Below are 26978 nucleotides of genomic sequence, written 5' to 3' on the forward strand. Positions count from 1 at the left end.
TCATACAGGTTTCAGTACGAATGATGTTATGAGTAACATGAGACGTACAAAAGTGGTCCATGTGAGGCTGGTTTTTATCCGTTAGGCATCTAACGGGTGAAAATCAGCTTTTTATTCACTAATGATACTATGCGACGCTACTCTATCAACTGACGATCAATCAATCCTACGGACCACGCATCCCGTTACTTGTCGCGATGATTGGTCGGGAGCGAATGTCTGCGTTACTGGACTTTGCGGATGAGGAAATTACGACAAGCAGGAAATCAAGAGACCGAGCCTGAAAAAGAAGGACAAAACCTTATTTTTATATATCGAAATTTAATTTCAAAATTAAATAAATAATATTGAATTAAAATTTCTTAATTGTATAATAAAGGGAGGGAAGAGAAAGGGTGAAGCAGATGTTAGAACAATTAGCAACGGAACGTCGGAATGAACGGACGATGCAACTCGATGAGATGTCAGTCGAAGATGTCTTACGGGTGATGAACGCTGAGGATCAAACGGTCGCGACGGTCATTCGGGAACAAATTCCCGTCATTGCGGAAGTCGTCAAACACGTCATTGCATCATTCAAAAACGGAGGACGCTTGATTTACATCGGTGCTGGTACGAGTGGGCGGCTCGGGATTCTCGATGCAGCAGAATGTGTGCCGACGTTCGGGGTCTCACCAGACATGGTCGTCGGATTGATTGCTGGCGGCGAACGCGCGTTGATCAAAGCGGTCGAGGGAGCAGAGGATAGTCGGACGCTTGCCGTCGACGATTTAAAAGGGCTCCAGCTAGAAGCTCGTGATACGGTCATCGGGATCGCAGCAAGCGGTCGGACGCCGTATGTCATCGGCGGGCTTGATTACGCGAAGGAAGTCGGAGCGGTGACGGCAGCGATTTCTTGCAACACGGATGCGGTCATCAGTGGGCACGCGCGTTATGCGATCGAAGTCGAAACAGGTCCGGAAGTCTTGACGGGGTCAACAAGACTAAAGGCTGGAACGGCACAAAAGCTCGTCTTGAACATGGTTTCGACAGCGGCGATGATCGGTGTCGGCAAGGTCTATCAAAACCTGATGGTCGACGTCCAGTCAACGAACGAAAAACTGGAGATTCGGGCGAAGCGGATGATCCGTGAGGCGACAGGAGTCGATGCCGTAACGGCGGAGCGTGTCTTTAGTGAAGCACACGGGCACGTGAAGACGGCGATCGTCATGATTCTCGCGAATGTTCCGCATGCGGAAGCCGTCGAACGATTACAGCAAGCGAACGGATTTGTCCGAGACGCACTCTAAGGGGGAAACACGATGAAGAAGGAAGAAGTGCTGGCACACGCGATTCTCGAGCACGTCGGTGGAAAAGATAATCTCCGGCAGCTTGCGCACTGTATGACGCGAGTTCGTTTATCGCTAAAGGATCCGACGCAAGCCAATATCGATGCGTTAAAGCGGATTGATGGGGTCATGGGGGTCATCGATGACGAGACGTTACAAATCGTCGTCGGTCCGGGAACGGTCAATCGGGTAGCCGACCACTTAAGTCGCGAGACGGGACTCGCAATCGGGGAAGAGTCCGTTGATCCGAATCTGACGCCAGAAGAACGAGCTGCCGTCGAACGGCAAAAAGTAAAAGCAAAACAACAGTCACCGTTCAAACGCTTCTTGCGCCGAATCGGGAACATCTTCATCCCGCTCATTCCGGGTCTTGTTGCTTCCGGTATCATTAACGGCGGTGCGAACTTCGCAAAAAATGCGGGTGTCGATGCAACGCAGACATGGATGCAGATTTTACTACTGATCGGTGGGACGGTCTTTGCATATCTCGCAATCCTCGTCGGGTGGAACACGGCGAAGGAGTTCGGCGGCACGCCGGTGCTCGGGGCAATCGCTGGTGGAATTCTATTCAACCCCGTGCTTGCGGATATCACGATTTACGGAGAACCGCTCGTTGCGGGCAGGGGTGGATTGTTTGGTGTCATCTTCGCCGCTTGGCTGATGACCTATCTTGAGAAACACATCCGTCGCTTCATGTTCGCATCGATCGACATCATCTTCACGCCACTGTTGACGGTGCTGATTGTCGGATTCGCCTCGCTTTATGCGATCATGCCGGTTGCTGGACTGTTGTCAGACGGTATCATGAAAGCAATTAATGCCGTACTTGAGGTCGGTGGACCACTCGCCGGAGCCGTACTGGCCGGCTTCTTCCTACCACTTGTCATGGTTGGTCTTCATCATGGACTGACACCAATCCATCTCGAGTTCTTGAACACGATTGGCAACACGCCACTCTTACCGATTCTTGCAATGGCAGGAGCGGGTCAAGTCGGGGCGGCAATGGCGATTTTCGTCAAGACGCGCAATCCGCGCCTGCGTAACATCATCAAAGGTGCGATTCCGGTCGGATTCCTTGGAATCGGTGAACCATTGTTATACGGGGTCACATTGCCGCTCGGTCGTCCGTTCGTAACGGCATGTCTCGGCGCAGCAGTCGGTGGTGCCTTCCAAGCAACGATGAAGACGACGGCGCTTGGAGTGGGCGTATCCGGGTTATCATTGACACCGTTGATCGACAACGGAATGTACTTGACGTACATCGGTGGTCTTGTCATCTCGTACGCGGCAGGATTCCTGTTCACGTATTGGTTCGGTTTCAAAGAAGAGATGGCAGACGGTATTTAAGGTGTTGACCAGCAGTTGAATCCTTCGAAAAAGAAGGAATCAGCTGCTTTTTCTCTAAGTAGAGAAGTGAAGGAGTGAGTCGATGAAAGGATTATCAATCTATTTAAGTGAACCGATCACAGACGAGACGAGCGAGTGGCTACAGCGGATGCGCGCTGTTGGCTTTACGTCGCTCTTTACATCATTGCATATCCCTGAGGACGATTCTTCACTGTACGTCGAACGCTTGCAAGTGCTCGGTCGTTTAGCATGTGAGCTCGGATTCGAACTCGTGGCGGACATCGCACCAGCGTCGCTCGCGACGCTCGGCAAGACATGGGAGACGGCAGCGACGTTAACGGACTGGGGCGTGACTGGACTGCGTCTTGATTACGGCATCAGCCCGCAGCAAATCGCGACGTTATCGAACCAAATGATGGTTGCACTGAACGCCAGTACGTTAACAGCAGACGAATTGACGGAGATGAAGGCACACGGGCTGCGAATCGATCAAACGGAAGCGTGGCATAATTTTTATCCGCGACCGGAAACGGGACTCGACCGGACATGGTTTGATGAAAAGAATGCTTGGTTGCAGACGCAAGGATTACGGGTTCAAGCGTTCATACCGGGTGACGAGACACTCCGTGGACCGTTGTTTGAGACGTTACCAACACTTGAAGAACACCGAAATGCGGCACCGTTCGCCAGTTACATCGACTTACAATCGACCGTTGATCGAATTCTTGTTGGGGATCCACGATTGACGGAGGCGACGATTCGGCAATTCGAAGCAGAGCAAGACGGAATTATCGTACTGCGGGCACTCGCGAACGGACAGCAAGCACAACGGGAGACGGAAACGAATCGGTTTGATCCAGCGCGGGATGTCATTCGGTCCGTCGAGTCGCGGATGAAGCCGTCGACGATCGATTTGACCCCGCAAGACCCGTCTGCCCGTCCGCTTGGAACGATCACAATCGATAATGAAAAATACGGACGATACGCAGGCGAGGTCCAAATCACGAAACGTGATCTGCCGGCGGATGAGCGAATCAATGTCCTCGGATGCGTCATCGAGGCTGATCAACTATTGATCGCACAGCTTGGTCCAGGAAGTAAGTTCCGTATCGAGTGGGTGACGCCATGAAGCAGCTCGTTGCGGAACGACTCGCTTATCTGTATCGAGGGGAGTTGTTCACGGTCGTTACGATTTTACCGCTGAGTTGGTTTGGCAATCGTGTCTTTCCACGACTGCAGTTATTTGAACTCAGTGCATTTTGGATGTCGCTATTTTTGTTTGAGCTGTTGTTGATTCAGGGAGCTTGGTATTGGTATAGCAAGTCAAGGCGTCTGAAGAAGGAAGGAACGTCAGTCACCCCGAAACCCGTCGTCCGACGATTACGTCACTGTCGTGTCATCAATCTGGCTTTGATCGTCCTGACAGCGTGTGCGTTCGGAATCGATTGGATGCGTTTCCGATCTGAGCTTCCCGTCTCCGGAACACAACTTGCCTTGTTATTATATGTCTGTGCGATTCTTGAATATATCAATTATTTCCATATCCAACTTATGTACGATAACCGGTCAGATGTGCAATACTTAATACGGAACAGACGTTTGAAACGATCAGCATTGAATAAGGATATGCAACGACTTCGTAAAGTAGTCTAAGGGTTCATAGAAAATAGGAGGGATTGTATGCTCGATATGCTCATTCGTGGCTATCGAAAGTTACGGAAGTTAAGAGGACGTTAAGAGGGAGGATATTATCAATGAAGTGGATCAATCGACCGACACGTATCGAACAGGAAACACCATTACGCTTCATGACAGATCCGGATACGGATTTTTGGCGCAATACCCATTACCAGTTCAACCGTCTGACGGGGCATGCACTGTTGCAGGATGCTCCGAAAGGGGAGTTCAAGTGCCGGATCGAAGTAAAGTTAAATCCGAATGCGACATATGATCAAGCGGGGATTTTGCTTTATGTGAACGACGATCACTGGGTGAAGGTCTCGGCTGAGTTCATTCCGAATGGTCCATCGCATCTTGGTGCCGTCGTGACGAGCTTCGGGTACTCGGACTGGTCGTGTCGGGATGTCGACAATACGCTGTTTGATGCACCACTTGTCTTTGAACTCCATTACCTCAATCAAGACGTCACGTTGTATCACGTGTCAGGAGAGCACAAAGAGCAACTCCGAATCGCACACTTACATGATGTGACAGATTTGAAGATTGGACCGTATGCGTGTAGTCCGGATGTTGAAGCGGCAGGGTGTGGAGTCGAAGTGTTGCATTTCGCTTTAGAAAATGTTCCGAGATAAACTGATACAAAAAAGTGGACCGACGATTAGCGTCAGTCCACTTTTGTATAAGAGCAATTTCACTGATTAATAGACGTTGCAGCCATGAGATCAAAGAAGTATTTCGCTTCATTCGTATTATGAAGACCATACCATGCTTCTAACGTTTCTGGTGTAAATACATCGAGTGCTCGAATCATCTCATGGGCAAACTCTAATGCAGCCATTCCTGATGCGGTGATCAACGAATCATCACGGACGACTGGAGTATATTGATAAAAAGATGTACCTGAATAATTCGAGCAAACGGATTGTAAGTAAGATAAATCGTTACTTGTATGAAACCGCTGATCTAAGAATCCGCTCTTTGCTAATCCCTCTGTCGCCCCACAAATCGCAGCGATGAGCGTTCCATTACTCAGCGCGTCGCCTACTTTACTCAGTAGGGGATCATGAAGAGTCTCTTGCCACGTCTGTCCACCGGGAAGGATCAAAGCATCTTTTAAAGTAAGCTCTAATTGAGAAACTGCGATATCTGGTAAAATACGCAGTCCTCCCATTGTCGTGATAGGGTGTAGCGTTGGTCCTACCGTAACGACATTTAATTGTGGAGCATCTGTTTTGAAATATCTTCGTGAATGTAACTCTGGCATCACGTAACCATATTCCCAGTCTGAAATTGAATCGAATACATATAAATAGACAATTTGAGTCAACATAACCGCTTCCTTTACTATATGAGATACATTTAGTATAGAAAAGCTACCTTGACAACTACTGTCAGTGAAAATAAATCATTGATGCGAAGCGATTAATTCGTTTAACCGATCAATGATTTTGCTTTTGATTTCAACTGGAGAAACGACTCGTATCGATGTTCCGTATGCAATAAGAAGACTCGGAACTTGTTCGTTTAAAACGCTCGTCTCAATCTTAAAGACGGCTCGATTACGATCTTGTTCAACCAAACAATACTTAAAGTACCAGTGTTGGCAAATTGAATCGATGGTAGAAGTGTCACCAGTAAGAATTAATTCATCCTGTTGTTCTCTCTGCTTTGGTAGCAAAGAGTTCATAAAAGAAGACTGAACATCGAAGTCATCTGGAAAATCGAATTGTTTCAACAACAATTCAAAGCTTTTAATGCGATTGATTTTAAAATGACGAATTGCGCCCCTTAACTGACAAAAAGCAGTGACATACCAAGCGTGTTTCCAATAAGTCAATTTAAGAGGATTGATGTGACGTGATTGAACATCTTCATTGTTCGCGCGACAGTATTGAATATGTATGGTTGTTCGACTGCGAATGGCTTGATCGATTTCTCGTAACAGGATTTCGGCTCTCGACGACATTTCGGGTTGATAGGGAATTACATCCAAGAGCGGAGCACTTGTCGATGGTTTTAAAGCGTGCTGTTTTATTTTTTTAATCGCGCGATTTAAAGCTGTATTACCATAGTATCCGGCTTCTTCTGCAAAAAGAGCAGCGTCATATAAAGACTGCTGCTCTTCCGCATCGAAGAATAAAGGTGCTTCTATGAATTGAGTTAACAAGCTGTATCCGCCATGATGACCTGCTTCGGCAACAATCGGAACTCCACTTGCGGAAAGCGTATCAATATATCGATAGACAGTCCGGATGTTCATCTCAAGTTGTTCGGAGATGTATTGAGCCGTTACTTTTTTTCCAGATTGTAGCATCCAAAGAATTGCTAATAGGTGATCACTTTTCGCCAAAAGAGGTCCTCCAATCAATGAGTCATCAAAACTTAGCTGCTTGTTCCGGCATCTGTCCTGTGTATGACGATTGAGGTCTGAAGATCCGGTTGTCTTGCGATTGTTCGAGGATGTGTGCCGTCCAGCCGATGATACGGCTAGAGGTGAACGTCGGTGTGAACAGTTCTTTCGGAATGTCGAGTCCTTTTAAGACGGCTGCCGCGAAGAATTCAACATTCGTATACAGTTTTCTACCCGGTTTGTATTCCTCGAGTAAATCGATCGCTGTTTGCTCCATTTGTGTAATCAGGTTGAACCAATCGCTCTCTTGTGCGAGATCCTTTGAGACGACTTTTAAGGCTTCTGAACGCGGATCGCGTGTTTTATAGACGCGGTGACCAAAGCCCATCAGTTTTTCGCCTTTCTCTAACTTGTTCCGGATCCACGGTTCGATGTTGTCGATCGTTCCGATCTCATCAATCATCTCAATGACTTCTGACGGGGCGCCACCATGAAGCGGTCCTTTCATGGATCCGATCGCGGCACAGACGCCAGAAATCATTTCCGATTCCGTCGAGACGACGACACGAGAAGCGAACGTTGAAGCATTCATGCCGTGTTCAATCGTTAGGATCAGATACGCCGTCAGTGCTTTGATCTCGACGTCACTTGGCAATTGTCCTTTGATCATATAGATGTAATTCGCGACGTGATCAAGTTCCGGATTCGGTTCGATGAAGTCAGCACCTTGATTTTTTTGATATTTATAGGCAATGATTGTTGGTAAGAGTGCTGTTACGTGCATCGCTTGATCAATTGTCGGTGGCCAAGCGAAAGCGGGTGTACCAAGTGCCGAGATTGCTGTTCGCATCGTACTCATGACATCCATCTCGTTCGGCAATGTATCGAGAATCGTTTTAACGTAAGAAGGAAGTTCGCGATAACTCGTCATCTGTTCTTTGAATGTCAAAAGTTCCGATTCAGTCGGGAATTCACCATTCCAGATGAAATACGCCACTTCTTCGAATGAATAGGATAATGCGAGTTCCTTTGCCCAGTGTCCGCGATAGATAAGGTGACCTAACGTTCCATCGACTAAACCGATTTGTGTTTCAGCGGCAATGACGCCTTCGAGTCCTTTTTTGTATTCCATCTTCAACACTCCTTTTCTAATATCTACTGTCAGTATGACTTACAACGATACCAAATCACCAGTTATTTGAATGCGTTTCCAAAATTATTCTGTGAAGCGCTATAATTAGAGGGCATTCTGTTTCATGAAACAAATCAAATATATAGTAGCCATGAGGAGTACATATGAATAAAGCAATGATCATTCGCTTAATGGGATTTTTCTTTGTATTACATGTCTTTTTAATGATCGATATTTTCTTTTCAGTGAGCCGAACGATTCTTGAGCCGCTTGCATTAGTCGTTGCTTCATTGACCATGCTCATTCCTGTGAAACGGCTCAAGCCACTAGAGGAACAAACGCTGTCGGTTTTCAAATCGAGTATCGCTGTCCTAGTAGGAATGCTCTTGATGAGCGGATTATTCTTACCCATCGTATTCCTCTTTGGATGAGTAACTATTGATAGAGATTTAACTATTGATCCGAAAATTTCACCAGGCGTTATTTAGGAATACGACGTGGAATAGACGTATTTTTGGCTTAGATACCTGATTTGTTCGACTATGTGAGATTCTAAAGGACTGGTGGAGTCAATGGTGTGATCTGCGTAAAAACGGAGTGATTTATGGCTTCCGATCATGACCGCATACTGTGCTCCTTTGAATAGCTCGATATCATTCGCGTCATTCCCAAAAGCAATGTATCCCTCGTTCTCGATCCCGAGTGATTGTAAAGCAGTCCGTTTATTGATGGTGGTCGGACTAATGTCCAATACTTGTTCCGATCCATGATAATGAACAACGACATCCATTCGAAGCAGCTCGTTTTCTAAGGATTTCAGATTGTTGGCACTCAAAATGAGGATTTTTATGATTCGATCATGGTGAGCTAGCGGAACATTTTGTGCCGTATTACCCGGATCTAGATTGTTCAGAATAGGATGGTCTTGAGGTCCGTTATATGTATAATTCCAGTCACTATCGATTAAATATGTGGCTTTATGCTTGTCGAGTAACTCTGTGATAAAAGAAAGCTCACGATCGTCGAACGATTTTGATTGAACGATTGTTTGTTCCGATGCGACCAACGATCCGTTTCCGCCGATTAAGATATGGTCGTGGAATGAAGGATGAATGACGGGTAGCATGTCACGGATAGGACGTGCTGAAGCAAAAATCACACGGTGTCTGTCGTCCTCGACTGCATGAAGCGCCTGTACGATGTCTTGAGACATCGGTTTTCCTTTAAAACAGATTGTGCCGTCGAGATCAAATACAAAATTCATAAGCAACCCTCCAAAAGTCAGTTGATGCACTTATCATAACAAATATTTACAGATAACATACCGATTCTTTATTTTGAGAAAACAAAAAGACTCCAGTCAATGCTGAAGTCTAATCATTGGTACCTTATGCTAAAAACGTATCTCGCTGGTCCTGACGTTTATCAATCATGATCTGTGCTGCCGGAATGTTAGCAGTCTGCAACACGTCAATCGTGTCTCGGAGAAATTCATCACTGCCAACGATGTAGAACAACCCTTCTTTATCCTCTGTCATCGCTTTGACAGCATCGTAGTAGGCAGCGCGACTCTCTACATAAGCCGGGCTGAACTGCTCATGCGAAGGAAGCTGAGTTTTGAATAGTTCAGTGCGCGCAGAATCGACGTTTAACGAGTGCATGTGCGGAATGCCACTTCTGTCAGCCTGATGTTGCAGGATGATTGGTCGAAACGTTGCTAAACCGACGCCGGCTGACAGTAAGTACACCGTACGATTTTCCCGACGTAGTGGAATGTTCGAATGCGTCTTAAACAAAGCAATCTTCTCACCCATTTTCAGCTGCCGAAGTGTCTCCTTAAAGACGGAACATTCCGGTTTGATCCGCGTCGTGATGCCGATCGTTTCTTCATGAGGGAGCGTCGAGATCGACATGTGCCGAATCAGACTGCGGTTCGGCTTTTCGCCTGCATTAAACCCTTCTAGCGCCATATGCGTATGGGCGCCCTCTTCCCAAACGAAACCATCTGGACGTTTCAAGTGAAACGTGTAAGTGTGTTCGCCTTCTTGCGTTACCTGTTCTAGTGGTAGCCAATCGATCTGCATCATTCATTCCTCATTTCTATATAAAGTATCAATAGACGGCAATCGGACCGTATGGACCTTCGATGATCTCAAGATGAGTCTCGAAGATCTCGGATAATAGCGCTTCATTCATGACTTCGGCGACCGTTCCGAAAGCGGCGATTTGTCCATCCTTCATCGCACAAATGTGATCGGCATATTTCGCGGCAAAATTGATATCGTGCAAGACGGTGATGATCGTCCGTCCGAACGTATCAGCGACGTGTCGTAGATAACCCATCATCTGGACCGAGCGGGCGATATCGAGGTTATTGAGAGGTTCGTCGAGTAGAATGTATTCTGTTTCCTGACAGAGCACCATCGCAACATACGCCCGTTGCCGCTGTCCGCCCGATAATTCGTCGAGGTAACGGTTCTCAAGCGACGTCAACTCAAGAAAATCGATGTATTTCGAGATGATCGTCTCATCGTCAGCCGTCAAGCGACCTTGTGAGTAGGGGAAACGTCCGAAGCCGACGAGCTGCCGTACCGTCAGCCGCGTCACGAAATGATTTTCCTGTCGCAAGATGGTGATGATCTTCGCTAAGTCTTTTGATTTACTACTTGTCACATCCATGCCAGCGACTTCGATCTGCCCGGCATCGAGATCAAGCAACCGTCCGATCATCATCAACGTCGTCGACTTACCGGCACCGTTTGGACCAATCAACGCCGTGAATCCACCTTTTGGGATCGTTAAATCAATTGGACCGATTCGGACATCATCCGTATACGATTTTTTAACTTGTTCAAGTGATATCATAGGGACCTCTTTCTAAGCAACACGACAAGGAATATCAGTCCGCCGAACAGTTCAATGATGATGGAGACGACGCTTGGCGTGTTGAAAATGTGATACATGAAGAAATAGGCAGTCGTCAAAACGAAGAAACCAATTGCGAATGCCATCGGGAAGACGTATTTATGATCGTACGTCGCAGCGACCTGATAACTGAGAGTTGCCACTAAAAAGCCGAAGAACGTCAACGGTCCAATCAGTGCCGTCGACATCGACATCAGGAGTGAAATCAGAATCAAGAAGTAGATGACACTACCACGATGATTGACGCCAAACGATGTCGCGACTTCTTTTCCGAGTGCGACGACGTTGAGTCGTCTTGACGAGAAGTAGAGCAACAGACCAACGATGAGGACGACCGGAATGACGATCGGGAAGTAAGCCGCGTCGGCATTCGTGACCGAACCGAATAATCGTGCTTGTAAGATATCGAACTCGGACGGCGCGAGCATCTTTCGCATGAATGACGACAGCGAGTTGAGACCAGTGCCGAGAATGATTCCGATGAGCAACATCAGCTGCAGGTTCGCGTATTTTCCGGATAAGAGCCATCCGTATAATAAGAGGCTCATCGCGAGCATGATCGCAACCTGTGTCAAAAAGGCGCTTGTGCCGGTAAAGCCGACGAGTGCTCCCGCACCGAAGAAAAAGATCATCGATGTCTGGATCGTCGAGTAGAGAGCATCAAAACCAAGCAGGGATGGTGTGATGATCCGGTTGCTCGTGACCGAATGAAAGGCGACGGTCGCGAGACTTTGGCAAATTGCCGCAATCGCCATCGTGATGACTGCGGTGATCCGGCGTTCGACGACCGGCCAAAAGGACGGAGAATCAAACGGAACCGGATTGTTGTAGAGCAAGAGACCGATTGTACTGAGCACTCCGCCGCTGAGGAACAGGATGAGGAGAATCCAGTAGCGGCGCTCGAGTCGTTTCGACTGAAACGCAGAGGCCCGGCGATTGGTTTCACGTGTAACGCTCGGTTGAATTCGTGTATGTTCCTCTTGTCTAATCGCGGTACTCATCTGACACCTCCAGTCTTCCGTCGACGTAACAGAATGATGATGAAGACGGTTGCCCCGACCGTTCCGAGAATCAACGAGACCGGTAGTTCAAACGGACGGATGATCGTGCGCGAAATCAAATCACTGATTAGAATCGTCGTCATCCCAATCAGACAGACCCATGGCAGATTACTACGGAGATCGTCACCGCGAAACATCGAGACGATGTTCGGAACGATCAAGCCAAGGAAGGGCAGATTGCCGATGACGGTCGCGACGACACCGACTGATAGGGCAATCAGCCCGGTCGCGATCAGCATCAGTCGATTGTAGTTGACGCCAAGACTCGTCGCGACGTCTTCACCGAGTCCGACGAGCGTCAAGCGACTCGCGAGAAAGAAGATACAGACCGTGACACCGATGATGATCCAGAGGTATTCGTAGCGACCGATCTGGACGGACGCGAACGAGCCGACGAACCAGCCTTCGATCGCTTGGCTGGCACGGAAGAACAACCCGAGAAACGTCGATATCGCGGAGATGACGGCTCCGAGCATCAGTCCGATGATTGGAACAATCAACGATGACCGCAATCGGACTGAACGGAGAAACCAGAAGAAGACCATCGTTCCGATGAATGCAAACACGATGGCACCGCTCATCCGCATCATCAACGATGGTGCCGGAACGAGTAAGTAAACGGCTAACAGTCCGAGTCCCGCCCATTCGATCGTTCCCGTCGTCGTCGGTTCAACGAGGCGGTTTTGCGTGATCAGTTGCATGACGAGTCCAGCCATTGCCATCGCAGCACCCGTCAGCATCAAGGCAAGTGTCCGCGGAACACGTGTGATCCAGAACATATCGAAATCGTTCGTGGCACTCCGTAGTTCGTAGACACCCGTGAAGAGAGACGCGGTTGCGAGCGCTAAGACGAGACATAAGGTCAAGACAAACGGCTTCGTCCAAACGACAGAAAAGGAAGGTCGAGCGGGTGGCTCAACTCTTCCATTCATTTGTTGCTGTGCGTGTGCCATTACTTCTCGAGCGCTTTCGCGATGTCAGTGAAGAATTCCGAGTACGTCTGAATCGATTCATTCAAGTACGTATCTTTTGGTGCGTAGACGATGTTGTCGTCTTTGATTGCTTTTGTTTTCTGCAGAGCAGGAGCGCGGTCGATGACATCTTGCGCCGGTACGGCACCTTCTGCGTTTCCGAGTGGTGCGTCACGGTCAAGGACGAGTAACCAGTCCGGGTTACTTTGAGCAATCGCTTCGACCGAGACTTCATCCCCTTGGTCGTTGCGCGATTTTTGTTTGACTTCGAGGGCTGGTTTCCAGTCGAACAAATCATACATCGGTCCGAAGACACGTCCACTCATCGGAGCTGAGAAACCGATATCGCCACCTGAGACGATGACCGACATGATGCTGTCCTGTCCGTTATATGATTTTTTAACGTCTTTGATCGATTGCTCAAGCGTCGTCACGAGCTGATCCGCTTCTTGTTTTTTATCAAAGATTTGTCCGAGTGTCTCTGTCGTATCTTCAAGTCCTTTGACGAGTAACTCACCTGGTGTACCGGAGTCTTCCGGTAAAGTGATGTCAAGGTCGATGACAGCGGCGTTCGGAACGAGTTTTTTGATGTCTTCATAATGATCAGCGAAACGTTGTCCGACGATGACGACGTCCGGATTAACACCAGCGATTGCTTCGAGATTCGGTTCGAAGTGCATGCCGACATCGACGATATTCTTGTCTTTTGCGTATGGTGACTCAGCCGGGAGTAGTCCGACTGGTGCTGCTGCGAGTTCGACGTCCCATGCGGCAAGCGTCTCGAACGTCCGGTTGTCGAGTGCTACGACTTTTTTCGGATCAACCGGGACGTTTACCGTTCCGTGTGCGTCCTTGATTTTGACCGTCTTCGGTGCTTCCGCGTCCTTCTTCGTGTCTGCTTCTCCTGCGTTCCCGCATGCCGCCAGTAAGACAGCAAGCGAACTCACGACGAGTGGTGTTTTCCATTTCCCCATGATGATTCAGCTCCTCTTGTTTAAATTGATAACGCATAAATCACGGATTGAGTAGCAGATGGATTATGTATATCTACGCGATTAATCTGTTCTCAATAAGTGATAATGATTATCATTGTCATGTTCACCGAGAATGATAGCAGACGATTTTGGAAGACGCAACGCTAATTTCCAGTCAATTGACTGTCCAAATTTTTACCTTCTATAAACTATACGAAAATAAAAAAATGATAATCTTTCTCAATTAAGACTCAAAATAGGACTATCGGATGCTTTTAACGAAAACAGGTTTAAACGATAGTCAAAAGAGAAAATGGTAATAAATGTAACATTTTCGTTTTTCAAATCAGAGACGCTACAGAAGATGACTTCGAAATGAGGTGCTGTATGAATCAACCATTTGAAGACTTGAAGATGTATCAAAATTTTGATGAATTGGCGGATGATGTTCTCGATTTCGCAAAAGAGATTCTACCGGACCAGATGCTGTATTTATCAGCAATCGAAGCAGGGCAACAACGGATGTTGAAGATCGCGAACGATAAAGCAGATATCCCGATGATGGAAGGCATGCAGATTGAACTGAACCAATCGTTATGTAAGCTGATTGATTTCGAGACGAGACAGCCGGTCGTTCTTGAAAATATTCCAAACGCGGAACAACTCGGCGACTGGCGAAAGGGCTTGGAGGAGGCTCACGTCCGCTCCTACTTGGGTATTCCAATCGTCTTGACGAGCGGGGAGACGTTCGGCACATTATGTGCAATCAATAATCGGGTCAGCTTGTATGAACAGAAGAATGTTCAGCTATTGCAACGGATCGTCCGACTCTTCTTGTACTATTTGGAGCTTGAGCGTCATGCTTGGAAGGACGCGTTGACAGGACTGCACAATCGGCGGTACTTAACGAAGCAGTTCGAGGAGCATCCCGGGCAGACAGGGGCCGTCTTCTTCCTTGATCTCGATAGCTTTAAGCAGGTCAATGACGTCTATGGACACAAGACGGGGGACATCGTCCTGCAAGAAGTCGCACAACGCTTGCGGCAGTTCGTCCGCGAACAGGATGATGCGATGGCCGTACGACTAGGCGGTGATGAATTCATCCTCCATTTCGGTCATTCGGATTCAAGGGCAAGGTGGGAACGACTCGCAGAGCGGATCGTCACTGCGTTAAGTGAGTGGGAAACGGACTACCGCGTGTCGACGAGTATCGGGATCGTGATGTATGACGCCGAATTTCGTCCAGAGTTGCAAGCCTTGTTACAGCAGGCGGATACTGCGCTATATGCCGCTAAGTCGTCAGGAAAGAATACGTATCAGTTCTATGAGATGGCGAAGAAATGAACGAATATCAAAAGACCTGACGCTTCTGAATCCCTTCAGAAACGATCAGGTCTTTTAGTTGCCATGAAGACGATAGACGATCCGAATGATGTCCTTTTTCGGAAGCTCAGGGTATTTGAGACATAACGTCTCGACGCATGTCACGGGATCTTCATTCTCTAACAAGCGGATGGCGTCCTTTACGACTGGATCATGTGGTTCGGTGACTTCGGAAGATTTAACAGTGGAGTCGCTCGATTGATGAATCAGATAAAACAATAGCGTATGTATAGATACCAGCACGACTTTCGTCGCAAGCGAGATTGTAATCGACGCAACGTAGAGGTCCATCCAGAGCAAGACGCTCAAACTGACGGAACCGTTTACGACAGCAAACAGTATGTTTGAGAAACGACGCTTAAACAGTCCGCCAAGCGCACGCATCATCCCGTCAAAGACGACGCTGACGACTAGGCTAGCGAGATAGAAACATACGAGAAACACCAGACAACCAACGAACGAATCGTAGGACACATCTCCGACGTAGAAAATCAGTCCATCGATCATCAGTAAAGGGAGCACTAAGAGCAGACTGAGCAACACAAGCGAGACGGAGGAAACCAGTCGTGACATCCTATCATCCTTTCCGTGCAATTGATTTCGTTAAACAAGAAACGCAGCATCCAAACTAGGATACCGCTTAACACAGCTGATTACAATTATTGACAAACAAGAGGCATACACAGAACGTTGCTCAGTTAAGCGTGGAAATCCTGTCAAAAAGCGCCTTTAAGTCCAGTTAAAAGCTGGATTATCCATTGACAATCCTTCCCTTTCCCTCTTACAATTGAAAATGATTATCAATACAAGTTGGGAGTTCTGCCTACCATGAACGTTAACCGTAAAAAATTACTGATTTCTACTGTCTCGATCCTGTCTTTGACATCATTATTGATCGGCTGCTCGAACCCGGGCGAGTCGACAGGAGAGCGAAAAGATAAAGATATATTGACGCTCGCGTGGCCACGCGACGTCGGAACGATGAACCCGCACGTCTACAACCCATCACAACTGTTCGCACAGTCGATGATCTATGAACCACTCGTCCACTACGGAGAAGGTGGAAAGCTCGAGCCATACTTAGCCTCGTCTTGGAAGATTTCTGAAGACGGAAAAACGTATACGTTCACGCTCCGTGACGGCGTCAAGTTCTCGGACGGTTCGACGTTCGACGCAGCGATCGTCAAAAAGAACTTTGACGCGATCCTCAAACAAAAAGCCTTACATAGCTGGCTTGGCTTCATCACGAAAATCGAGAAGACAGAAGCTGTTGATGCGAAGACGTTCCGCCTGACATTATCCGAAGCCTATTACCCGACGATTCAGGAACTCGCGGTCGTCCGCCCGGTCCGTTTCCTCGGAGAAGCGGGATTCCCTGAAAACGGCGATACGTCGAAGGGTGTCAAAAAAGAAGTCGGGACAGGTCCATGGATGCTCGACGAATACAAACCGGATCAGTATGCGACGTTTAAGGTCAACAAGAACTATTGGGGTCCGAAGCCGAACATCGATCACATCAAGGTCGACATCATCCCGGATGCGGAAACACGTGTCTTAGCACTCGAAAAAGGACAAGTTGATCTGATTTACGGTGAAGGGGCGATCAGCATCGATGCCTTCAATCAGTTAAAAACGGATAAATCCTACAAGACAGAGATGTCCGAACCAGTCGCGACGCGTCTCCTCGTCTTGAATACGAAAAATAAGCGTCTGTCTGACGAACGCGTCCGCCAGGCGCTCCAGCACGGGTTTGATAAAGCTGCTCTCGTCGAAGGGATCACGTCGGGAATAGAAGCACCAGCTGACTACCTGTTGCCACCGAACATGCCGTACACGTCGAACCTGAAAGTGAAGCAACGGGATTATGACGTCAAGGAAGCGAATCGTCTCCTTGATGAAGCAGGTTGGAAACTGCCGAAGGGTGAAACGATCCGCGTCAAGGATGGTCAACCGCTGCAAATCGGTATGATGTATGATGCGGCCGAGCAGGTCCAAAAGGCGATGGCCGAAACGTTACAATCGGAATGGTCGAAAATCGGCGTCGAGCTGAAGACGGAAGCCGTCGAACTGCCGGATCAAGTTCAGCGCTTCAAAGACAACCGATTTGACATCAACTTCTACAGTAACTTCGGTGCACCGTATGATCCGCATACGTTCGTGAACCTGATTGATACGGATGGCTTCGGCTTCAAGGAAGCGATTTCGGCTTATCCGAATAAAGAACAACTGTTGCAAGAAATCAAAGATGTTTTGAAGACAACGGACGAGACGAAACGTCAGAAGATGTACGCTGACATTCTGCCATCACTCCAAGATCAAGGGGCATTGATTCCGATTTCGTACTTGAAGAAGATGGCAATCTATCAGTCGGACGTGACGAACTTCCAGTTCCCGGCGAACCGGGATGAGAGTCCATTTGCCCGGATCGGCATTAAGTAAAGGAGGGATGACATGGGGGTCTTCCTCGTCAAACGCATATTATCCGTCATTCCGATTTTGTTACTGGCGGTCTTGATTCTGACAGGGTTGATTCATTTGTCACCGGTTGATCCGGCACAGGCCTATCTGTCCGCTGCTCATATCCAACCGACGGATGAACTACTCGCTGCCAAACGAGCAGAATTCGGGCTCGATCAACCGTTCTACCAACAATACTTCGATGCTGTCATCCGCTTGGCGCAGCTCGATTTCGGAACATCGTATCTTTCCGGAAAACCGGTCCTTGAAGATGTCTTGCTCCGCTTACCACCGACGGTCGAGCTGGCATTAACGAGTCTACTGCTCGCACTCGTCATAAGCATCCCGCTCGGATTCCTTGCTGGGATCAAAAAGAATGGATTCTTTGACCATCTCAGTCGGGCAATCGCCTTCATCGGGGCTTCAATCCCGTCGTTTTGGCTCGGGTATCTGTTCATCTTCTTCTTTGCCGTAAAGCTGGATTGGTTCCCGGTCGGGGGGACGGGAAGTGTGATGCACTTGATCTTACCGGCATTGACGCTCGCTTTTCCGTTGATCGCCTTGTATACACGATTGCTCCGTGGCAGTGTGATTGAAGCATTGAATGAACCGTACGTCTTGTTTGCTCGGACACGTGGATTAAAGGAAGGACGGATTCTTGGGAAACACGTCCTTCGGATGGCGATTCCGCCGATGATCACGGGTCTTGGGATGAACCTTGGGAAGTTGCTGACGGGAACGATCATCGTCGAGACCGTCTTCTCGTGGCCAGGCTTCGGTCGCTACTTCATTGAAGCAATCTTTGATCGGGATATGCCGGTCATCCAAGGCTACGTCTTTCTTGCGGCACTCGTCTTCATCGGTAGCAGTTTGCTCGTCGACATCATTCAAGCGGTAATCGATCCACGCCTAGCGAAAAAAGGAGGAACGGTATGAACACTCCACTTCCAGCAACGATGATCCAGTCGCGGTATACGCCGCTTCTTTATCTCTGTGCCTTCGTCTTGATTGGCATGGCAGGTGTCGCTTTATTTGCTCCATGGATCGCGCCACATGATCCGAACCTCGTCGACTTGACACAAAAACTCCATGGTCCGTCGTCAGCCTATCCGCTCGGAACCGACCAGCTCGGGCGCTGTCTCTTGTCGCGCTTGATTTACGGCGCGCGGATCTCACTTGGTTGTGCCGTGTTGATCTTCATCGCTTCGCTCGCAATCGGATTGTTCGTCGGAACACTTGCCGGTTACCGTGGCGGCTGGGTCGATCAACTCTTGATGCGTCTGTGTGACGGTGTGATGGCATTTCCGAGTCTGATTCTCGTCCTCGGTCTCGTCGGTATTTTCGGTCCAGGACTCAAGCAAGTCATCATTGCCTTGATGCTCGTCCAGTGGGTCTACTACGCGCGAATGTTCCGCGGAATGGTCATGACGCTGAAGACGGAAGCATTCATCGCCGCTGCTCGCGTCAACGGTTCGTCTTCGTGGAAGATCATCCGAACGCATATCCTGCCGAACATCTTACCGCCACTGCTTGTCATCGGAACGCTTGAGATGGGCTGGGCGATCATGGATATCTCAGCGATGTCATTCCTCGGTCTTGGTGTCCAGTCACCAACTGCCGAGTGGGGCGCAATGATCCACGAAGGAAAATCGTACATCCGGACGAATCCGGAATTGATGATTTATCCAGGACTTGCGATCATGCTCATCATTATCAGCTTTAATCTAGTAGGAGAACAGTTAGCAGAACGATTCGGTGTGTCAAAAACGATGAAATGAGAGGAGGTGCCCGTATCGTACCGATCTTAGCTGTCGACGGTCTGACCGTCCGTACGAAACAACAAGTGACATTGATTGAAGGTGTGACGTTCTCAATTCAAGCTGGACAGATTCTTGGTCTTGTCGGAGAGAGTGGCTGCGGAAAAACGGTGACGAGTCTCGCCTTGATGCGTCTGCTTAATCCACAGACAACAGACGTCACTGGCGATATTCGACTGAACGGAACATCAATTCAATCCTTATCAGAACGCGCTGTGCGAACGATTCGGGGCGGTGAGATTGCGTTCATCATGCAAAATCCGATGAGTGCCTTCACACCGGTCTACTCGATCGGACACCAGATGATCGAGACGATTCAGACCCATACGCGTTGTTCAAAACGTGAAGCAAAACAACAAGCGATGACGGCACTCGAAGAAGTCAATCTGACGGACGCCGCCCGATTGCTTAAAGCTTATCCGTTCGAGCTGAGCGGCGGGATGTTGCAACGAATCATGATCGCCTTAGCCGTTGCCCTGCGCCCGAGCGTCTTGATTGCTGACGAACCGACGACGGCACTTGATGTCTTCAATCAGAAGACGGTGCTTGAGTTACTCGAACGGATGCGGGCGACCTATGGAACGGCAATGTTACTTATCTCGCACGATCTCGGTGTGATCGCTGAACTTGCAGACGATGTTCTCGTCATGCAGCAAGGACGAATCGTTGAGCAAGCAGATGTCTTTGATTTGTTCGATCGACCGCAACATCCGTATACGCAGTCCCTTCTTGCACAGCATCTAGGAAGGGAGGCGTTCGGATGAGTTTACTACAGATCGATCAAGTCTCACACGTCTATAAACGCCGGTTTCGACCAGCACAGACAGTCTTGCAGGATGTGTCGTTGACGCTCGAAGCGGGGCGGTGTCTCGGATTACTCGGGTCGAGCGGTGCCGGAAAAAGTACGCTCGGACGACTGTTGCTCGGACTCGAACGTCCTTCAAGCGGCACGATTTGGTTCAACGGTGTCGACCGGCATGCGACAAAACGACCGTTTCAAGGAGACGTCCAAGTCGTTTTTCAGGATTCGTTCGCTGCCGTCAATCCAAAGCTGACAGCGGCCGATATCATCGCCGAACCGCTTGATAACTTCATTCGTTTAAAGGGCGAAGCGCGGCAACAGCGTCTCGTCACGCTTATTGAACAAGTCGGGCTCAAAGCAACGGATCTGAAAAAATATCCGGCGCAGTTCAGTGGCGGGCAACTGCAGCGGATTGCGATCGCGCGAGCGATTGCTGCTGAACCGCGACTGATCGTTTTAGACGAAGCAGTCAGCAGTCTCGACATGGTCAACAAACGATTGATTCTTGCATTGTTAGCTGACTTGAAGCGGCTACACGGCTTAACATATGTCTTCATCACCCATGACATTAAAGCTGCCGAACAACTCTGTGACAGCTTCGCGATTTTAGAGCAGGGACGACTCGTCGGACATTATCCGAGTCTAGTTGCGTTCGATGCTGCGACGGATCCTGCCGTCGAACGGATGCGCCAAGCAAAGCTTGCCGTGCACCCAAGACAACGAACGATTCGAAAGACACAAGCAAACAAAGGATAACGGACTGCTGAACGGCTCCGTTATCCTTTTTGTGTTGTAGCGGTGGATCAATCAGCCGTTTTTCGGAACCGAAGAGCTGACCAGCCAAGTGTGAGAAGAATCCAAATGAGACAAGAAATGATTCCGATTAGATGGGACGAAGAAAAAAACGACGTGTGCGATGGGAGCGACAGTAGCGCGCCAGGCATAAAGAATAGAATGTCTGGCATTAATGAAGGAAGTGCAACAAGTAGTAAGGAAACGACGAGCGACAGGATACCGATTGGAACAGCGCATCGCAAGAAAGTGCTGATCAGTAGCGTCAGACTAACGACGAATAACGTCCAAAGACTAAAATCGAGGATGATGCGTAGCGCAAGCAGCGGCGAAAGGGATCCGAACCAATAGACGGTCAGACCATAGGACGTGAGTGCGCCGATCAAAATCCCGAAGAGACTGATCATCCCGTGACTGAACCATTTTGACAGGAGATAGACATTCCGAGAGACAGGGCGCGTCAGAATGAAATCCTGCATGCCGGTTTGTCGGTCTGAAGCGAGCAGTCCCATGAAGCTCATGATAAGGACGATCAAGCCAAGCTGATTGAACTGCCCGTGGATTGTTGCGCTGAAGACGTCAAGCGGTTGCGGGGCAGGGCGATTCGGATCAACGATGATTCCGTCCGCGTTTCCGACGTGTGCGAGCAAGACATCCATATACATCAACAGCAATGGTTGTGTCACGCCGAGGGCAATGAAGAATAGCGGTAACCAGACGATCTTCCATTCTTTCCACGCTTCCAACCACTCGGTCAGCGTCAGTGTATAAAATGTCCTCATACGTCCGCCACCATGTCGAGAAACCGTTCCTCGAGTCCAATCGGTTGATAGGCAATCGAAGTAATCGACCATCCTAGCTGAATCAAGGTGGTCGCTAACTCTGAGAGATTGAGCGGTTGCTGTGCGGAGAACTGATAGCAGCACGGGTTGATTCGATCAATCTCGACTCGTGGAAATAGGGTCGCAGAAAAAGACGGGGCAGCTGTAAGCGTCTCGACTTGAATCCGGTATTGATCCACGTTGCGTTGATTATCGAGCGGCCCCAGCAATTTTCCGTGTTTGATGACGAGGAAGCGGTCGCAACACATCTTCGCGTCCTCTAACAAGTGAGTCGAGACGATGATCGTCATCCGTTTCTTTAAGCGGAGAATCAACTGATTGATATCATGTCGACCACTCGGATCAAGTGCAGAAGCCGGTTCGTCAAGAATCAGAAATGTCGGTTCATGTAAGATCGCTTGGGCAATCCCGAGACGTTGGCGCATACCGCCGGACAAATGCTCGATGACTTCTGCTTGTTGGTCGTGGAGACCGACTTCCTGTAAGACAATTGGAATCCTTTTATTTAACGTTGCGCGATCAAGCCCCGACAAGCGTCCGAAGAAACGCATTGCTTGTTCGCACGTCATCCAAGGCTTGAAGTCAGTCTGCTGCGATAAGTAGCCGATTGATTGTTGCTGTTGTTGGATGGGACGGGAAGACATCGTGATGGAACCACGGTCACTCTCGATCATGCCGCTCAGACATTTCAGGAGTGTCGTCTTTCCGGCACCATTCGGACCAATCAGTCCGAGACACTCATGTTCATGAATCGTAAAGGAAATATCGTCTAGAATGAGACGTCGTTGAAGTGAAAGCTGGAGATGAGAAATCTGAATCATATCGTCGTCCTCCTTCCGAGGACGAAGTAGAGAATTGAGCCAATCGGCTGGACGAGGAGAATGATCAATAACCAAGTAGTCGGTGTCGCGATCCGGTCCTTTCGTCTAAACCAATCGATACAGGCGCAGCTGAGTAGAATCAGATTGATGGAGAGGTAAATCAATAATAGGGGCAGAAGTCGTTCCCAGTCGATGTGTGATAAGGCAGAGAAATCTGTATTCATAAAAACCCTCCTTTTCTATTACCATTATCAATAATGAAAATAGAAAAGTCAATGCCATAGACGAATCGTCGTTAGTTCTCAATCAGTTAGAGCTGTGATAAACTTCTCTTATCAAAAATTTCCAAATGCGATTTGAATCAAATCGTTTAGACGAAAGACGAACTATCAAACGAATCATGATTTCGAGGAGGATTATATGCAGATTTATCAATTCAAAAAAGAGGTTGGTAAAAAAATCACGAAATTCGATTCGAACTTCGTGATGTCACGGATCATGCAGACGAAAAAAGTGACGCACATCGGATGCATCCATTTAGAGAAGGATGGCGTAGTCGGTTATCACCAAGCGGTCGTGCCGCAACTCTTGTTAATCGTAGAGGGTGAAGGATGGGTAAGAGGGGAAACGGATAACTACATAAAACTACAGAGTGGGGAAGCCGTGTTTTGGAATCAAGGAGAATGGCACGAAACGAAAACAGATACGGGTTTAACGGCGATCGTGATTGAAAGTGAAGAACTCGATATGTCAACACTCGTTTCCGTATGACGAAACCAAGTGCGATACATAAAGAGGCTGATTCAAAAAAAGAATGATTCGTTTTCTCATGCTCTTTCCTCAGGCTTGTTTGTCTCTGACAGCGCGAAAATGCGCTTTTTCCTGTAGGAGTTGCGTGTGAAGCGTCATTCTTTTTATCTGTGTAGAGGCTGACGCAAACGTTAGCCTCTACTCTGATTCCGTACACCATTTTTCTAATTCTTCGAGGCATAGATGTAACCGAGCAGTTATCAGTTCTCGATTCCCCATCTGTTGCGTTGTTTTATGATTGAGATGAGGCTGATTTAACACGTTGTAGTGCTCATATGCTTCTTGCAATACCCACAATGCATACTCATCCAGTAACCGTCGAGATTGAGTTGAAAATTCGTCTTCATCTACGTTAAAGCAATATCCACTTATGAATCCGTCAGCTATGTTATTTAGAACATTACTTTTTTCTTGATACGCTTGATTTATGTATCGTGGAGCATTTGAAAAGGCTGGTAACAGAAATTTGTAACAAAAAACAAAGTAAGCCGCATATTTTAAATCAAAATCCAATCTTGGAAACGGGTCAATGATTGCAATGTGTGCATCAGTTAAAATTAAATTTTCTGGTGTTACATCTTGATTCACGAGCGAGATGTTTTGAACCTGAGTTCGTCTATTCTCAATTAGAGCATGAATATGCTGACCGACTTTTTCTTTATCAAAGCAAAGACTAGAGTGAATGAGCGTATTTAAGGCGGTTAAGACGTGTTCATTTTCTTCCTGCCATAATGCATCCCTGTTTCTCAAATCGTTACCTCGTAAAGTTTTACCTTGCCAGTGCAGTTCCCCGAAGCCTGCAATAGAGGTTTTCTGGTTGTGTATACGATGAAAAATTTGTCCTAATTTCGTACCGTAAGAATGGGCTTTATTCTGATCGAGTAACAATAAATCTGTTCCACGACCCATGAACGTTTCTACTGTAAATACTGTGTCATCTTCAATAAAATACTGATAAAAGTCAGGACAGACATTTTGGTCACTTGTATTGGCGTGTAAATAGTAAGCTTTCGTAGACTCATACTCTGTAGTCAGCTCTTGTTCATCAATCTGTTGCAACTCCCCATAAGCCTCATTCTTTTTTATGCGAATCACAAGGTCTTGATCATCTACTCTCTTTAACTTATATACAGTGTGCCAAGCTCCTTCACCAATCTTTAGAATCTGTTCTGCTTTTATGTTTAACGTATCCAGTACAATTGCATCAAGATCTTCTTTGATCCGTTTCATGGGGTCTATTTTCTCTCCCTCACAATGTTGTCTCGTTTCAGTTTGGTGAAAATACGCTTCTAGAAACGGAGCGTGTTTAGGGCAAGATGACGAGTGAGACGGTCCGTTCAGTTGCCTGGTCTTCTGTCTCTAGGTGATGATATTTTTCGAGCAGTGTCCGCATGTCCTGTTGAAAATCATTGAAGGTTTCATCAGTCAGTTGCAATTTCGCGATCGAGAACGTCGAGTGGTCCTGACCTTGCGTTTGAATGGTCTGTTCGAAGTACGTCTGGTACTGCTGTAAGACATACATGAAGTAGAACGAGACGAAATTCACTTTTTCGTCGTACGTCGCACTGTTCCAGTCCGCTTCGCTGATCTGGTAACCGCTCGTGTTCAAGGCATAGATTTTTTCCTCGACTTTTCCGACGCGCTGGACGGCGACGATTTTCAACAACTGATCGTCCATCATCGCATTTACTTGCCGGTATAAGGTCGACTGCGGTACATCCGTTAAGCGTTGATTCAGTTGCATGATGGATAAGCCGTCTTCGCGATCGATCAATTCGAGCGCAATCTTAAATCGGACATGATTTTTGAATAAGTTAAAGTTCACGTTGTGTTCCACTCCTTTACGAAAGAGATTCTAAAACTATCTTATCATGTTTTTGGAAACATTCTTAAAAATGATAATGTAAAAAGAGGGGATTTAGTGCATCCCTTGAATGATTTATATTAGAGTATGTTTAGAAAGGAGTCGTCATATGAAAAATACAAGTTATCGCTACGGTACATATGCCCTCATTACAAGTTTTTTCTTATTCTTCATCGTTCAACTATTCCAAGCGTATATTGAATTATCTCCAGAATTTCTAGGAGAAAACCTTGGAGAGTATGGTTTATCGTTTTTCCCGATTAGTGCATTGATCGTTGGACTCGTATTACTTATCCACGGCTGGTGGACTGAAGATGAGAAAAAGCAACGTGAAAAGCTAGCTGCACAAAGTCAGGAACAATCGAATGAATCGGTGTGACATCATACCGTTGATAAAGAAGACCGACAACGCATTTTCGTTGCCGGTCTTTGTCGTTTCATATGCCTTATTTCGCAAAACGCTTAATCGCGAACGGTTCGATCGGTTCAGTCGTCGATCGTTCCATGATCAATTCACTGAGTACTTTTCCAACTAAGCTACTGAACTTGAATCCGTGACCGGAAAAGCCGGCGGCGATTGTGATATGCGGATAGTCCGGATGCAAATCGATAATGAAGTCCTCGTCGGGTGTCATCGTATAAAGACACGTTTTGCCGTGAGCTAAAGTATCGATTGAGGGCATGAACGTATTCGTGAACTGTTGTAAATCAGCCAGATCACCCGTCTCTTGACCGAAAGGACGGCGTGGTTGATTCGGATCAACGGGAATGCCGCCGTCGTGACGCCCAATTTTCAGACCGGCTTGAGCGATACTTGGAAAACCGTAATAATAACCGGCGGGTGTATCAAAGGCGAAGGCAGGGAACACCGCGTCATTGAATACCTCTTCCGCTGCTTCGAACCAGGCGAATGTCTTGCGGACCGGGCGCAGTGGTAAGGAGAGTCCAGTTTGTTCGAGCAATGGACCAGACCAGGCACCGGCTGCGACGATCAATGCATCAGCTGAATAGGTGTCTGATCCGACCGTTACGTCAACGCCAGTGGCGTGGGCGGTAAGCGTCGTCACTTTCGCATTCGTCTGGATGTCGACACCGTTTGCGACAGCAAGATCGCGGTATGTTTCAATACAATCCGCGCACTTCAACACACCGGACGTTGGTTCAAAACAACCGATATACTCGTCGGGCATCGTTAAACCGGACCAGCGGGTTCTGATTTCGTCAGCCGTCAGGACCTCAAGCGGCAAATCGTATTGCGCTGCACTCCTGATGATCGTCTGCATCGAACGGGACGAACGGTGACCAGCGTTTAAGACTCCGGTGTTCAGAAACAGGCTCCGACCGCTGATCTGTTCCAACTCGTACCATAAGCGTTGCGCGGCTAACGCAAGTGGTACGTACGCTTCACCTTCTCCGTAGGCATGACGAATGATCCGAGTCTCCCCGTGGTGGCTCGCTTGATCATGCGGTGGATCGTGAGCGTCTAATAGTAAGATGTTTTGATCGGTTCGTGAGAGATAGTAGCCGGCTGCCATCCCCATGGATCCGGCACCGACGATGATGACATCATAATGGGACATCTGGTTCGACTCCTTCATATGTAAGTTCACACCAGTATAGAG

The 26978-nt window shown here is 47.9% G+C and carries 30 protein-coding genes; 14 read left to right on the plus strand and 16 right to left on the minus strand.

Annotated elements, in window-relative coordinates; translation table 11 throughout:
- Nucleotides 1–404: 404 nt before the first annotated feature.
- The 5 genes from murQ to ACZGCQ_RS03460 all read left to right on the plus strand — a co-directional run bounded on the left by murQ (nt 405) and on the right by ACZGCQ_RS03460 (nt 4987).
- On the plus strand, nt 405–1289 hold the full coding sequence (murQ, locus tag ACZGCQ_RS03440) for an N-acetylmuramic acid 6-phosphate etherase (RefSeq protein WP_481265418.1): 885 nt from the start codon (nt 405–407) through the stop codon (nt 1287–1289).
- Nucleotides 1290–1301: 12 nt separating this feature from the next.
- Entirely contained in the window at nt 1302–2675 is a 1374-nt protein-coding gene (locus ACZGCQ_RS03445) for a PTS transporter subunit EIIC (RefSeq protein WP_481265419.1), read from the plus strand.
- Nucleotides 2676–2757: 82 nt separating this feature from the next.
- Nucleotides 2758–3804 carry a DUF871 domain-containing protein gene (locus tag ACZGCQ_RS03450; protein WP_481265420.1) on the plus strand — a complete coding sequence of 349 codons (1047 nt, stop codon included), beginning with the start codon at nt 2758–2760 and terminating at the stop codon, nt 3802–3804.
- A complete protein-coding gene (locus tag ACZGCQ_RS03455; protein ID WP_481265421.1) occupies nt 3801–4328 on the plus strand; it encodes a general stress protein in 528 nt (175 codons plus the stop codon). Before ACZGCQ_RS03450 ends, ACZGCQ_RS03455 begins: the two co-directional genes overlap by 4 nt.
- Before the next feature lie 101 nt (nt 4329–4429).
- Nucleotides 4430–4987, plus strand: coding sequence for a DUF1349 domain-containing protein (locus ACZGCQ_RS03460; protein ID WP_411211689.1), 558 nt, complete (start codon nt 4430–4432; stop codon nt 4985–4987).
- Between the two features lie 59 nt (nt 4988–5046).
- Here the strand turns inward: ACZGCQ_RS03460 and ACZGCQ_RS03465 are convergent, their stop codons facing one another.
- The 3 genes from ACZGCQ_RS03465 to ACZGCQ_RS03475 all read right to left on the minus strand — a co-directional run bounded on the left by ACZGCQ_RS03465 (nt 5047) and on the right by ACZGCQ_RS03475 (nt 7837).
- Entirely contained in the window at nt 5047–5685 is a 639-nt protein-coding gene (locus ACZGCQ_RS03465) for a type 1 glutamine amidotransferase family protein (protein WP_411211688.1), read from the minus strand.
- Between the two features lie 75 nt (nt 5686–5760).
- Nucleotides 5761–6705, minus strand: coding sequence for a helix-turn-helix transcriptional regulator (locus ACZGCQ_RS03470; protein WP_481265422.1), 945 nt, complete (start codon nt 6703–6705; stop codon nt 5761–5763).
- A gap of 25 nt (nt 6706–6730) precedes the next feature.
- Nucleotides 6731–7837: a citrate/2-methylcitrate synthase gene (locus tag ACZGCQ_RS03475; protein ID WP_481265423.1), complete on the minus strand. Its 1107-nt coding sequence runs from the start codon at nt 7835–7837 to the stop codon at nt 6731–6733.
- A 164-nt stretch (nt 7838–8001) separates the two neighbouring features.
- Between ACZGCQ_RS03475 and ACZGCQ_RS03480 the strand changes: the two genes are divergently transcribed.
- Nucleotides 8002–8268 (plus strand): hypothetical protein, encoded by a 267-nt coding sequence (locus ACZGCQ_RS03480; RefSeq protein WP_406748032.1) that lies wholly within the window; start codon nt 8002–8004, stop codon nt 8266–8268.
- Nucleotides 8269–8321: 53 nt separating this feature from the next.
- On the opposite strand, the gene ACZGCQ_RS03485 is transcribed toward ACZGCQ_RS03480, so the two are convergent.
- The 6 genes from ACZGCQ_RS03485 to ACZGCQ_RS03510 form a co-directional block, all read right to left on the minus strand.
- Nucleotides 8322–9101 (minus strand): HAD-IIB family hydrolase, encoded by a 780-nt coding sequence (locus ACZGCQ_RS03485; protein ID WP_481265424.1) that lies wholly within the window; start codon nt 9099–9101, stop codon nt 8322–8324.
- A gap of 124 nt (nt 9102–9225) precedes the next feature.
- The gene (locus tag ACZGCQ_RS03490; protein WP_481265425.1) at nt 9226–9921 is read right to left on the minus strand and encodes a dihydropteridine reductase; all 696 of its coding nucleotides are present in this window, start codon (nt 9919–9921) and stop codon (nt 9226–9228) included.
- Nucleotides 9922–9949: 28 nt separating this feature from the next.
- Nucleotides 9950–10702: an iron ABC transporter ATP-binding protein gene (locus ACZGCQ_RS03495; RefSeq protein WP_481265426.1), complete on the minus strand. Its 753-nt coding sequence runs from the start codon at nt 10700–10702 to the stop codon at nt 9950–9952.
- Nucleotides 10699–11763, minus strand: a complete 1065-nt coding sequence (locus ACZGCQ_RS03500) for an iron chelate uptake ABC transporter family permease subunit (protein WP_481265427.1) — start codon at nt 11761–11763, stop codon at nt 10699–10701. Before ACZGCQ_RS03500 ends, ACZGCQ_RS03495 begins: the two co-directional genes overlap by 4 nt.
- The gene (locus ACZGCQ_RS03505) at nt 11760–12755 is read right to left on the minus strand and encodes an ABC transporter permease (RefSeq protein ID WP_481265428.1); all 996 of its coding nucleotides are present in this window, start codon (nt 12753–12755) and stop codon (nt 11760–11762) included. Before ACZGCQ_RS03505 ends, ACZGCQ_RS03500 begins: the two co-directional genes overlap by 4 nt.
- 20 nt (nt 12756–12775) lie before the next feature.
- Nucleotides 12776–13768 carry a siderophore ABC transporter substrate-binding protein gene (locus ACZGCQ_RS03510; RefSeq protein WP_481265429.1) on the minus strand — a complete coding sequence of 331 codons (993 nt, stop codon included), beginning with the start codon at nt 13766–13768 and terminating at the stop codon, nt 12776–12778.
- A gap of 387 nt (nt 13769–14155) precedes the next feature.
- Between ACZGCQ_RS03510 and ACZGCQ_RS03515 the strand changes: the two genes are divergently transcribed.
- Nucleotides 14156–15112: a GAF domain-containing protein gene (locus ACZGCQ_RS03515; protein WP_481265430.1), complete on the plus strand. Its 957-nt coding sequence runs from the start codon at nt 14156–14158 to the stop codon at nt 15110–15112.
- A gap of 54 nt (nt 15113–15166) precedes the next feature.
- Here the strand turns inward: ACZGCQ_RS03515 and ACZGCQ_RS03520 are convergent, their stop codons facing one another.
- Complete coding sequence (locus ACZGCQ_RS03520; RefSeq protein WP_481265431.1) at nt 15167–15724, minus strand: hypothetical protein; 558 nt, start codon at nt 15722–15724, stop codon at nt 15167–15169.
- 255 nt (nt 15725–15979) lie between these two features.
- On the opposite strand from ACZGCQ_RS03520, the gene nikA reads away from it, so the two are divergent.
- From nikA to ACZGCQ_RS03545, 5 genes are read left to right on the plus strand one after another with little or no spacing between them, the layout of a single operon-like run.
- A complete protein-coding gene (nikA, locus tag ACZGCQ_RS03525) occupies nt 15980–17590 on the plus strand; it encodes a nickel ABC transporter substrate-binding protein (protein ID WP_481265432.1) in 1611 nt (536 codons plus the stop codon).
- A 12-nt stretch (nt 17591–17602) separates the two neighbouring features.
- The gene (gene nikB, locus ACZGCQ_RS03530; RefSeq protein WP_481265433.1) at nt 17603–18544 is read left to right on the plus strand and encodes a nickel ABC transporter permease; all 942 of its coding nucleotides are present in this window, start codon (nt 17603–17605) and stop codon (nt 18542–18544) included.
- The gene (gene nikC, locus ACZGCQ_RS03535; RefSeq protein ID WP_481265434.1) at nt 18541–19386 is read left to right on the plus strand and encodes a nickel ABC transporter permease subunit NikC; all 846 of its coding nucleotides are present in this window, start codon (nt 18541–18543) and stop codon (nt 19384–19386) included. The genes nikB and nikC overlap by 4 nt, the downstream gene beginning before the upstream one ends.
- Nucleotides 19383–20189, plus strand: coding sequence for an ABC transporter ATP-binding protein (locus tag ACZGCQ_RS03540; RefSeq protein WP_481265435.1), 807 nt, complete (start codon nt 19383–19385; stop codon nt 20187–20189). The genes nikC and ACZGCQ_RS03540 overlap by 4 nt, the downstream gene beginning before the upstream one ends.
- Nucleotides 20186–20983: an ATP-binding cassette domain-containing protein gene (locus ACZGCQ_RS03545; protein ID WP_481265436.1), complete on the plus strand. Its 798-nt coding sequence runs from the start codon at nt 20186–20188 to the stop codon at nt 20981–20983. The genes ACZGCQ_RS03540 and ACZGCQ_RS03545 overlap by 4 nt, the downstream gene beginning before the upstream one ends.
- A gap of 47 nt (nt 20984–21030) precedes the next feature.
- On the opposite strand, the gene ACZGCQ_RS03550 is transcribed toward ACZGCQ_RS03545, so the two are convergent.
- From ACZGCQ_RS03550 to ACZGCQ_RS03560, 3 genes are read right to left on the minus strand one after another with little or no spacing between them, the layout of a single operon-like run.
- Nucleotides 21031–21801: an ABC transporter permease gene (locus tag ACZGCQ_RS03550; RefSeq protein WP_481265437.1), complete on the minus strand. Its 771-nt coding sequence runs from the start codon at nt 21799–21801 to the stop codon at nt 21031–21033.
- A complete protein-coding gene (locus tag ACZGCQ_RS03555) occupies nt 21798–22682 on the minus strand; it encodes an ABC transporter ATP-binding protein (protein WP_481265438.1) in 885 nt (294 codons plus the stop codon). Before ACZGCQ_RS03555 ends, ACZGCQ_RS03550 begins: the two co-directional genes overlap by 4 nt.
- Nucleotides 22679–22906: a PLDc N-terminal domain-containing protein gene (locus tag ACZGCQ_RS03560; protein ID WP_481265439.1), complete on the minus strand. Its 228-nt coding sequence runs from the start codon at nt 22904–22906 to the stop codon at nt 22679–22681. The genes ACZGCQ_RS03555 and ACZGCQ_RS03560 overlap by 4 nt, the downstream gene beginning before the upstream one ends.
- A 196-nt stretch (nt 22907–23102) precedes the next feature.
- On the opposite strand from ACZGCQ_RS03560, the gene ACZGCQ_RS03565 reads away from it, so the two are divergent.
- Nucleotides 23103–23453, plus strand: a complete 351-nt coding sequence (locus ACZGCQ_RS03565) for a cupin (protein WP_481265440.1) — start codon at nt 23103–23105, stop codon at nt 23451–23453.
- Nucleotides 23454–23630: 177 nt separating this feature from the next.
- Here the strand turns inward: ACZGCQ_RS03565 and ACZGCQ_RS03570 are convergent, their stop codons facing one another.
- Both ACZGCQ_RS03570 and ACZGCQ_RS03575 read right to left on the minus strand, forming a co-directional pair.
- The gene (locus tag ACZGCQ_RS03570) at nt 23631–24722 is read right to left on the minus strand and encodes a hypothetical protein (protein ID WP_481265441.1); all 1092 of its coding nucleotides are present in this window, start codon (nt 24720–24722) and stop codon (nt 23631–23633) included.
- A gap of 76 nt (nt 24723–24798) precedes the next feature.
- Nucleotides 24799–25317 (minus strand): transcriptional regulator, encoded by a 519-nt coding sequence (locus tag ACZGCQ_RS03575; RefSeq protein WP_481265442.1) that lies wholly within the window; start codon nt 25315–25317, stop codon nt 24799–24801.
- Nucleotides 25318–25465: 148 nt separating this feature from the next.
- Here ACZGCQ_RS03575 and ACZGCQ_RS03580 point away from each other — a divergent pair, with 148 nt between their 5' ends.
- On the plus strand, nt 25466–25735 hold the full coding sequence (locus tag ACZGCQ_RS03580) for a hypothetical protein (RefSeq protein WP_214729737.1): 270 nt from the start codon (nt 25466–25468) through the stop codon (nt 25733–25735).
- Between the two features lie 67 nt (nt 25736–25802).
- Here the strand turns inward: ACZGCQ_RS03580 and solA are convergent, their stop codons facing one another.
- Nucleotides 25803–26936 carry an N-methyl-L-tryptophan oxidase gene (gene solA, locus ACZGCQ_RS03585; RefSeq protein WP_481265443.1) on the minus strand — a complete coding sequence of 378 codons (1134 nt, stop codon included), beginning with the start codon at nt 26934–26936 and terminating at the stop codon, nt 25803–25805.
- Nucleotides 26937–26978 lie beyond the last annotated feature (42 nt).

It is taken from the genome of Exiguobacterium sp. HSB13, from assembly GCF_056764755.1.